This is a genomic window from Herpetosiphonaceae bacterium, from assembly GCA_036374795.1.
Lineage (GTDB): Bacteria > Chloroflexota > Chloroflexia > Chloroflexales > Kallotenuaceae > LB3-1.
Genome location: DASUTC010000311.1, coordinates 1 through 8,669 on the forward strand (window position 1 = coordinate 1; position 8,669 = coordinate 8,669).

Annotated in this window: 2 protein-coding genes; both read left to right on the plus strand. The window is 65.8% G+C overall.

The genetic code is table 11. The features are described 5' to 3' along the window. The coding region (locus VFZ66_24255; protein HEX6292322.1) for a condensation domain-containing protein at nt 1-796 on the plus strand (796 nt) is incomplete at its 5' end. Between the two features lie 48 nt (nt 797-844). Further along, nucleotides 845-8,669: amino acid adenylation domain-containing protein (locus tag VFZ66_24260; protein ID HEX6292323.1), on the plus strand; the 7,825-nt coding region annotated here is incomplete at its 3' end.

Genomic DNA, 8,669 nt, shown 5'->3' on the forward strand with positions numbered 1-8,669 from the left:
GCTCGAAGCCCAGCGATCGTACTGGAAGGCGCAGCTCGGCCATGCGCTCTCGGCGCTCGAACTCCCCACCGATTATTCTCGTCCGGCGACCCGATCGTTTCGCGGCGCGCACGAAGCGCTTGTGCTGTCCGGCGACCTGACGACAGCGCTCACTACCTTGAGCCAGCAAGAGAACGCGACTCTGTTTATGCTGCTGCTGGCTGCATTCAAGACCTTGCTGTACCGCTACACCGGCCAGGAGGACATCGTCGTCGGCTCGCCGATCGCCAACCGAACCCGGCATGGGATCGAAAACCTGATCGGCTTCTTTGTCAATATGCTGGCGCTCCGCACGGATCTTTCAGGCAATCCAAGCTTCCGCCAGCTTGTCGCGCGCGTCCGTGAGGTCTGTCTGGAAGGCTACACCTACCAGGATCTGCCGTTCGAGCAGGTGGTCGAGGCGGTGCTGCCATCGCGGAGCACCAGCCGCATGCCGCTGTTTACGGTAGCCTTCGCGCTACAGAATGCGCCGCTGCCGCCGCTCGACCTGCCGGATGTGACGGCGCAGCCGCTTGCCATCGACAACGGGACCACCAAGTATGACCTGACTTTGACGGTGCTGGAGACGGCCGAAGGGCTGCACGCCGCACTGGAGTACGATACCGACCTGTTCGAGTCCACCACGATTGCCGGGATGCTGGAGCACTTTCACACCCTGCTGCACGGGATCATCCTCGACCCCGACCAGCGCATCTCGGATTTGCCGCTGATCTCCGAGGCGGAGCAGCGTTTGCTGGAGGAGTGGGGGAATGCATAGATTCAAAACGAAGAGCAGGCCGACATAGATGTAAAGGCGACACGCGAGATGACCATCACCACCGCCCATACCAGATTTCCTTCCGGATCATCCACGCTGATTGAGCTTCTGCGGACCACAGCGCTCCACAATCCCGATCGGCAGGGGTACACGTTTCTGCTCAACGGTGAAACAGACGCCGTCAGCCTGACCTACGGCGAGCTGGATCGCCAGGCACGATCGATCGCGGCGCTGCTGCAACAGGCGCGGGCTTCCGGTGAGCGGGCGCTCCTGCTCTATCCCCCAGGACTTGAGTACATCGCGGCGTTTTTTGGGTGCCTGTACGCCGGGGTGGTCGCCGTTCCCGCCTACCCGCCCCGGCTGAATCGAAACCTGGACCGGCTTCAGACGATCGTCAAGGATGCGCAGCCAGGCATCGCCCTGACGACCGGCTCGCTGCTAGCGAGTATGCGGCAGCAGCCAACCTTTCCGCCGGACCTCGCCGCCCTTCGCTGGCACACCACCGACACCGTTCCGGCTGCTGCGGCAGACGATTGGCAACCACCTGCGGTCAGCCCCGACACCCTTGCGTTTCTCCAGTACACCTCTGGCTCGACCGGCGCGCCCAAAGGTGTCATGCTGACGCACGGCAACCTGCTGCATAACTCCGAGCTGATCCGCCAATCGTTCGAGCATACGCCGGAGAGCCGGGGATGCATCTGGCTGCCGCCCTATCATGATATGGGCTTGATCGGCGGGATCGTGCAGCCGCTCTACGCCGGATTTCCGGTCACGCTGATGTCGCCGACCGCCTTCCTGCAAGCGCCCATCCGCTGGCTGCAAGCGATCTCACGGACCCGCGCAACCACCAGCGGCGGGCCGAATTTTGCCTACGATCTCTGCATCCGAAAAGTAACGCCGGAGCAGCGCGCCGCGCTGGATCTCAGCAGTTGGGATGTCGCGTTTACGGGCGCAGAGCCGGTGCGCGCCGAGACGCTGGAGCGCTTCGCTGCCGTGTTTGCGGAGTGTGGCTTTCGCCGCGAAGCGTTCTATCCCTGCTACGGCCTGGCCGAGGCCACGCTGATCGTCACGGGCGGAGCAAAGCGCGCACTGCCGACCAGCCGCACCTTCGACGCGCTGGCCCTTGAGAAGCACCAGGCCGTTGAAGCCGTCGCCGAAGACACGGCACGCACGCTGATCGGCTGTGGACACGCCATGTCCGGCCAGCAGGCGATCGTCGTCGATCCTGAAACCGGAAACCGGCAAGGGGCGGGCCAGATCGGTGAGGTCTGGGTGTCGGGGCCGAGCGTGGCGCACGGCTACTGGAACCAGCCCGCCGCGACGGAGCAGACCTTTGGCGCGTATCTCGTGGAGAGCGGCGCGGGGCCGTTTCTCCGCACGGGCGACCTGGGCTTTCTCCACGAGGGCGAGCTGTTTGTCACAGGCCGGATCAAAGATCTGATCATCATTCGGGGTCGCAACTACTATCCGCAAGACATCGAGCAGACCGTCGAGCAGAGCCACGCGGCGCTACGCGCAGGCAGCGGCGCGGCGTTTTCCGTGGATCTCGACGATCACGAGCGACTGGTGGTGGTGCAGGAGGTCGAGCGGCACTATCGTCATGCCGACGTCGCGCCGCTGATCGCAGCGATTCGCCGCGCGGTAGCCGTGCAGCATGAGCTTCAGGTTTATGCGGTTGTGCTGCTCAAGCCCGGCAGCATTCCCAAGACGTCGAGCGGCAAGATCCAGCGCCATGCCTGTCGCGCCGCGTTCAACGCCAGTACCTTTGATGAGCTTGGCAGAAGCGTGCTCGATCCAGCCTTGTCGGAAGAAGTTGAGCAGGCTGCGCTGACCCGCACGGCGCTGCTGGAGCGTGATCCAGCCGATCGCGCGCGCCCGCTGGAGCAGCAGCTTCAGGAACGAGTAGCGCGCGCGCTGCGTGTCGCGCCGGAGCAGGTCGATCTCCACCAGCCGCTGATCGATCTCGGCCTCGATTCGCTGATGGCGCTTGAGGTGCAGCACGCGCTAGAGGCTGATTTCGGCGTCGCCATGCCGATGACGCGGCTGCTGGAAGGCGCGTGCCTGGCCGAGATCGTGCCTGCGATCATCGATCGGATCGACATCTCGGCGGCGAACGATGAGCGTGCTTCGGCACCCGGCGTGAGCACCGTGTACGATCTTTCGGTGGGGCAGCGCGCGCTCTGGTTTCTCCATCAGGTAGCGCCGGAGAGTCCGGCCTATAACCTCTTCGGCGCGGTGCGGATTCACGCCGAGTTGAACGTGCCCGCCTTCCAACGGGCGTTCCGGGCGCTCGTCGAGCGCCATGCCGCGCTTCGCACACGGTTTGTGATGGCGCAGGGAGAGCCAAAGCAGCGCATCGAGCCGGATGCCGAGAGCTACCTGCTGGTCGAAGATGCGACCGCCTTGAGCGAGGCAGTGCTCAACCAGCGCGTCGCCGAAGAAGCGCATCGACCCTTTCAGCTCGATCGCGGCCCACTCGTGCGCGGGCTGGTGTTTGTCCGTGGCGCACACGAGTATCTCTTCCTGCTCGTCGCACATCACAGCATCGCCGATTTCTGGTCGCTGGCGATCCTGGTGCAAGAGCTGGGAGCGCTCTATGCGGCGGAACACGCGGGCAGGCCCCATCGGCTCGCGCCGCTCACGTTTCACTACGCCGACTATGTCCGCGCCCAGGCTGAGTTGCTGGCAGGTCCAGCCGGAGAGCAGCTTTGGCGCTACTGGTCCAGCCAGCTGGCGGGTGCGCCGGGGGTTTTGAATCTTCCGACCGATCGACCACGACCGGCGGTGCAGACCTATCATGGCGCGACTCATCGATTCAGCCTGAGTCGGGATCTGTCTGAGCAGATCAAAGCGCTTGCCGGGGCACGCGGCGCGACGCTGTACATGGTTCTGCTCGCGGCGTTTCAGACGATACTGTACCGCTATACCGATCAAGAAGATTTTGTCGTCGGATCGCCGGTTGCGGGACGGACGCAGCCCACGCTGGCCGGATTGGTCGGCTACGTGACGAATCCGGTCGTCCTGCGCGCGAATCTTTCGGGCAACCCAACATTTCTAGCCGTCATCGAACAGGCGCGGCAAACGACGCTGGCCGCACTCGCGCATCAGGAGTATCCATTCCCATTGTTGGTCGAGCGGCTTGAGATCGAGCGCGATCCGAGTCGCTCGCCGCTCTTCCAGGTCATGTTCGCGCTGCAAAAGGCGCATACGGACAGCCAGGGATTGGCCGCGTTTGCGTTTGGCATGCCCGGCGTCGCCCTAACGCTGGGCGATATGGCCTGCGAATCGTGCGCGCTGGAGCGGCAGATCGCGCAGTTCGACCTGACGCTGACGATCGCCGAGGTCGATGGAGCGCTTGCCGCCGCATTCCAGTACAACACCGACTTGTTCGACACCGCGACGATTGCGCGGCTGGCGGAGCACTTCGCGGTGGTGCTGGCGGGGCTGGTGGCCGATCCGGCAGTGCCGATCGCGCGCCTGCCGCTGCTGACGCCGCGTGAGCACGCGCTGCTCCAGCGCTGGAATGCTACGGCGGCGGACTATCCGCCCTGCTGCCTGCATGAGCTGGTCGCCCAGCAGGCCGCGCGCACCCCGGCTGCCATCGCTGTCGTGCAGGACGACCAGCCCCTGCCCTATGCCGCGCTGCACGCCCGCGCCAATCAACTAGCGCAGTACTTGCAGGCGCTTGGGGTCGGGCCGGAGGTGCGCGTCGCCGTCTGCCTGGAGCGCACGCCGGAGCTGGTGGTGGCGCTGCTGGCGATCCTCAGCGCGGGCGGCTGCTATGTGCCGCTCGATCCGAGCTATCCGGCGGAGCGGCTGGCGTTCGTACTACGGGATGCCCAGGTGGCGCTGTGCGTGACGCAGGAAACGCTGCTGGCACGGCTGCCGGAAACCGGGGTGCCGCTGGTATGCCTGGAGCGGGTCGCGGAGGCGGTCGCCGGTCAGCCGACGACCTGCCCGCCCGCCGGGGTGGTGCCCGCCAACCTGGCCTATGTGATCTATACCTCCGGCTCCACCGGCACCCCCAAAGGCGTCATGATCGATCATGCGTCCGTTTGCAACCACCTCTGCTGGCGGCAGGCCACGTTCCCACTCAGCCAGGACGATCGATTTCTGCACAAAGCGTCTTCGAGCTTCGATATATCGGTCTGGGAAATCTTTGGCACGCTGATCTCCGGCGCACAACTGGTTCTGGCAAAGCCGGGAGGGCAGCAGGATAGCGCGTACCTTGTCGAGCTGATGGCGGAGCAGGCGATTACCGTAGCGCACGTTGGACCAGCCATGCTCCAGATGATTCTCGCGGAGCCACACCTTGAGCGCTGCGCCTCGCTCAGGCGGATCTTCTGCGGTGGCGAGCCGCTCTCCGTCGAGCTTAAGAACCGTTGTCTTGCGCGCCTCGATGTGGAGCTGTACAACCAGTACGGGCCGACGGAAGCGACGATTGACGCGACATACTGGCGCTGTCAGCCAGACGCTCATGAGCAGACGGTCCCGATTGGCGGGCCGATCGCGAATACGCAGGCGTATGTGCTGGATCAGCACCTGGCGCTGGTGCCGCTGGGCGTGGTGGGCGAGCTGTATCTCGGCGGCGCGGGCGTGGCGCGCGGCTACCTCCAGCGACCGGATCTGACCGCCGCGACGTTCGTGCCCGATCCCTTCAGCCGCCCAGCGGGCACCCGCCCCGGCGCGCGGCTCTACCGCACCGGCGACCGCGCGCGGCGGCGGGCGGATGGCGCGCTGGAGTTCCTGGGGCGGCGAGATCAGCAGGTCAAGCTGCGCGGTTTCCGCATCGAGCTGGGCGAGATCGCAGCGGTGCTGCGCCAGCACGCGGCGGTGCATGAGGCCGTGGTGCTGCTGCGCGACGATACGCCGCCCGCAGGCGGGCACCCGGACCAGCGGCTGGTGGCCTACGTCGTAGGAGAGAACCACGAACGGGTGCCCGCTGGGCAAACCCAGAACCAAACCACCCCCGCGCCTCGGCAAGGGGAGAGGGGTGGCGCGCAGCGCCGGGGTGAGGGCCTGCACGCGGAACTCAGAGCATACCTGCACGATCGATTGCCCGCCTACATGGTGCCGAGCGCGTTTGTCTTTCTGGATGCGCTGCCGCTGAATGCCAACGGCAAGCTCGATCGCGGTGCGCTGCCGGTGCCCGACAGCAGCCGCGCTGGACTGGCGCAAGGCTATGTCGCGCCGCGCACGCGGCTGGAAGCGGAGGTCGCGCGCATCTGGGCCGAGGTGTTGCAGCTCGACACCGTCGGCGTGCAGGACAACTTTTTCGCGCTGGGCGGCCACTCGCTGCTCGCCACCCAGGTCCTCGCCCGCATCCAGGCCACCTTCCAGGTTCAGCTTTCGGTTCTTGAGTTCTTTGAGAGCCCAAGGGTTGGCGATCTCGCGGCGGCGATCGGCAGGAAGCTTGGCGCGCCTGATCCGCAGCAGCAGTTGCCGATCGTGCCCGTAGCGCGCACGCAGAGGCTCCCGCTCTCGTTCGCGCAGCAGCAGTTCTGGTTTCTGGATCAGTACAGCTCAGGGGCGGCGGTCTATACCGTGCCCGTGGCAGTAGAGCTGAACGGACAGCTACATCGGGAGGCCTTGCAGCAGAGCCTGGAACAGCTTGTCCAGCGCCATGAGGTGCTACGAACCACCTTCGCCCGGAGTGGAGCCGCGCACGACGGCGAGCTTGTCCAGGTGATCGCGCCGAAGCTGACACTGCCGCTTCCCGTAGCCACACTGAGCACGCTGGCTCCATCCGAGCAAGCCGCCCAGGTGCAGCGCTTACTGAGCAAGGCCGTGCAGCGTCCGTTCGATCTCCAGCGCGGGCCACTCGTTCGGGCGCACCTGCTTCAGCTTGCCGCCGACCGACATGTGCTGGTTCTGACTCTGCACCACAGCATCTGCGATGGCTGGTCGCTTGGTGTGCTGGTGCAAGATCTGGCCGCCTTCTACGCTGCCGCCGTCACACAGGATAGCTCAGTCGCCCTGCCGCCGCTGCCGATCCAGTATGCGGATTACGCGGTCTGGCAGCGCCGGTGGATTGAGAGCGAGGTGCCGAATCACCAGCTAACATTCTGGCAAGCGCAGCTCGCGGGCGCTCCGCAGGTGCTCGACCTACCGACCGATTTTGTGCGTCCCACGACCGCCGCGTTCCAGGGAGCGTCCTACACGCTGCGCCTTGACCGGCAGCGAGCCGCGACACTCCAGGCATTCTGTCGGCAAGAAGGCGTGACCCTCTTCATGACGCTGCTGAGCGCGTTCGCAGCGCTGCTGTCGCGCTACACTCAGCAGCACGATCTGCTGATTGGCACGCCTGTCGCGGGTCGCACGCGGGTTGAAACCGAACGCCTGATCGGCTGTTTCATCAACACGCTGGTGCTGCGCTGCGACCTGACTGGCAATCCCACTGGCCGCGCGCTGCTCCAGCGTATCCGCACGCGCACGTTGGAGGCGTATGCCAACCAGGATTTGCCCTTTGAGCATCTGGTCCAGACGCTCCAACCGGAGCGCAGCACCAGCCATCTTCCCCTCGTCCAGGTGCTCTTCGTCCTCCACAACGCGCCGCTGCCGCCCTTAAGGCTGTCAGAGTTAACGCTTGAGCTGCTGGACATCGAGCGCGGCACGAGCAAATTCGATCTGATGCTGTCGGCGCGTGAAACCGCAGACGGGCTGCGCCTCTCCTTTGAGTATCGAACCGATCTGTTTCAACTGGAGACGATCGCGCGGCTGGCGGAGCACTTCGCGGTGGTGCTGGCGGGGCTGGTGGCCGATCCGACAGTGCCGATCGCGCGCCTGCCGCTGCTGACGCCGCGTGAGCACGCGCTGCTCCAGCGCTGGAATGCTACGGCGGCGGAGTTTCCGCCCTGCTGCCTGCATGAACTGGTCGCCCAGCAGGCCGCGCGCACCCCGGCTGCCATCGCTGTCGTGCAGGACGACCAGCCCCTGACCTATGCCGCGCTGCACGCCCGCGCCAATCAACTGGCCCATTACTTGCAGGCGCTTGGGGTCGGGCCGGAGGTGCGCGTCGCCGTCTGCCTGGAGCGCACGCCGGAGCTGGTGGTGACGCTGCTGGCGATCCTCAGCGCGGGCGGCTGCTATGTGCCGCTCGATCCGAGCTACCCAGCCGAGCGGCTGGCGTTCGTGCTGCGGGATGCGCAGGTGGCGCTGTGCGTGACCCAGGAAACGCTGGCGACGCGGCTGCCGGAAACCGGGGTGCCGCTGGTGTGCCTGGAGCGGGTCGCGGAGGCGGTCGCCGGTCAGCCGACGACCTGCCTGCCCGCCGGGGTGGTGCCCGCCAACCTGGCCTATGTGATCTATACCTCCGGCTCCACCGGCACCCCCAAAGGTGTCGCCATTCCGCATAGCAGCGCCGTCAACCTGATCGCCTGGGCACAGTCCTACTTTACCCCGGAGCAGCGGGCCGGTGTGCTGGCGGCCACCTCCGTCTGCTTCGACCTGTCGATCTTTGAGCTGTTCGTGCCGCTGAGCAGCGGCGGGACCGTCATCCTGGTTGAGCATGCGCTGGTCGACCTCTCGCCATCCGTCGCCGATCTGATCACCCTGGTCAATACGGTGCCCTCGGTCCTTGACGAACGGCTGCGGCTCGCACCGCTGCCCGCCACAGTCCGCGCCGTGAATCTGGCGGGTGAGCCGCTTTCCGCCGCGCTGGCCGAGCGGATCTTTCAGCAATCCAGCGACTACCGGCTCTCGAATCTGTACGGCCCATCCGAAACCACCACCTATTCGACCGCCGCGCAGATCGTCTCCGGCGATCCCTTGCCGCCTTCGATTGGCGGGCCGATCGCGAATACGCAGGCGTATGTGCTGGATCAGCACCTGGCGCTGGTGCCGCTGGGCGTGGTGGGCGAGCTGTATCTCGGCG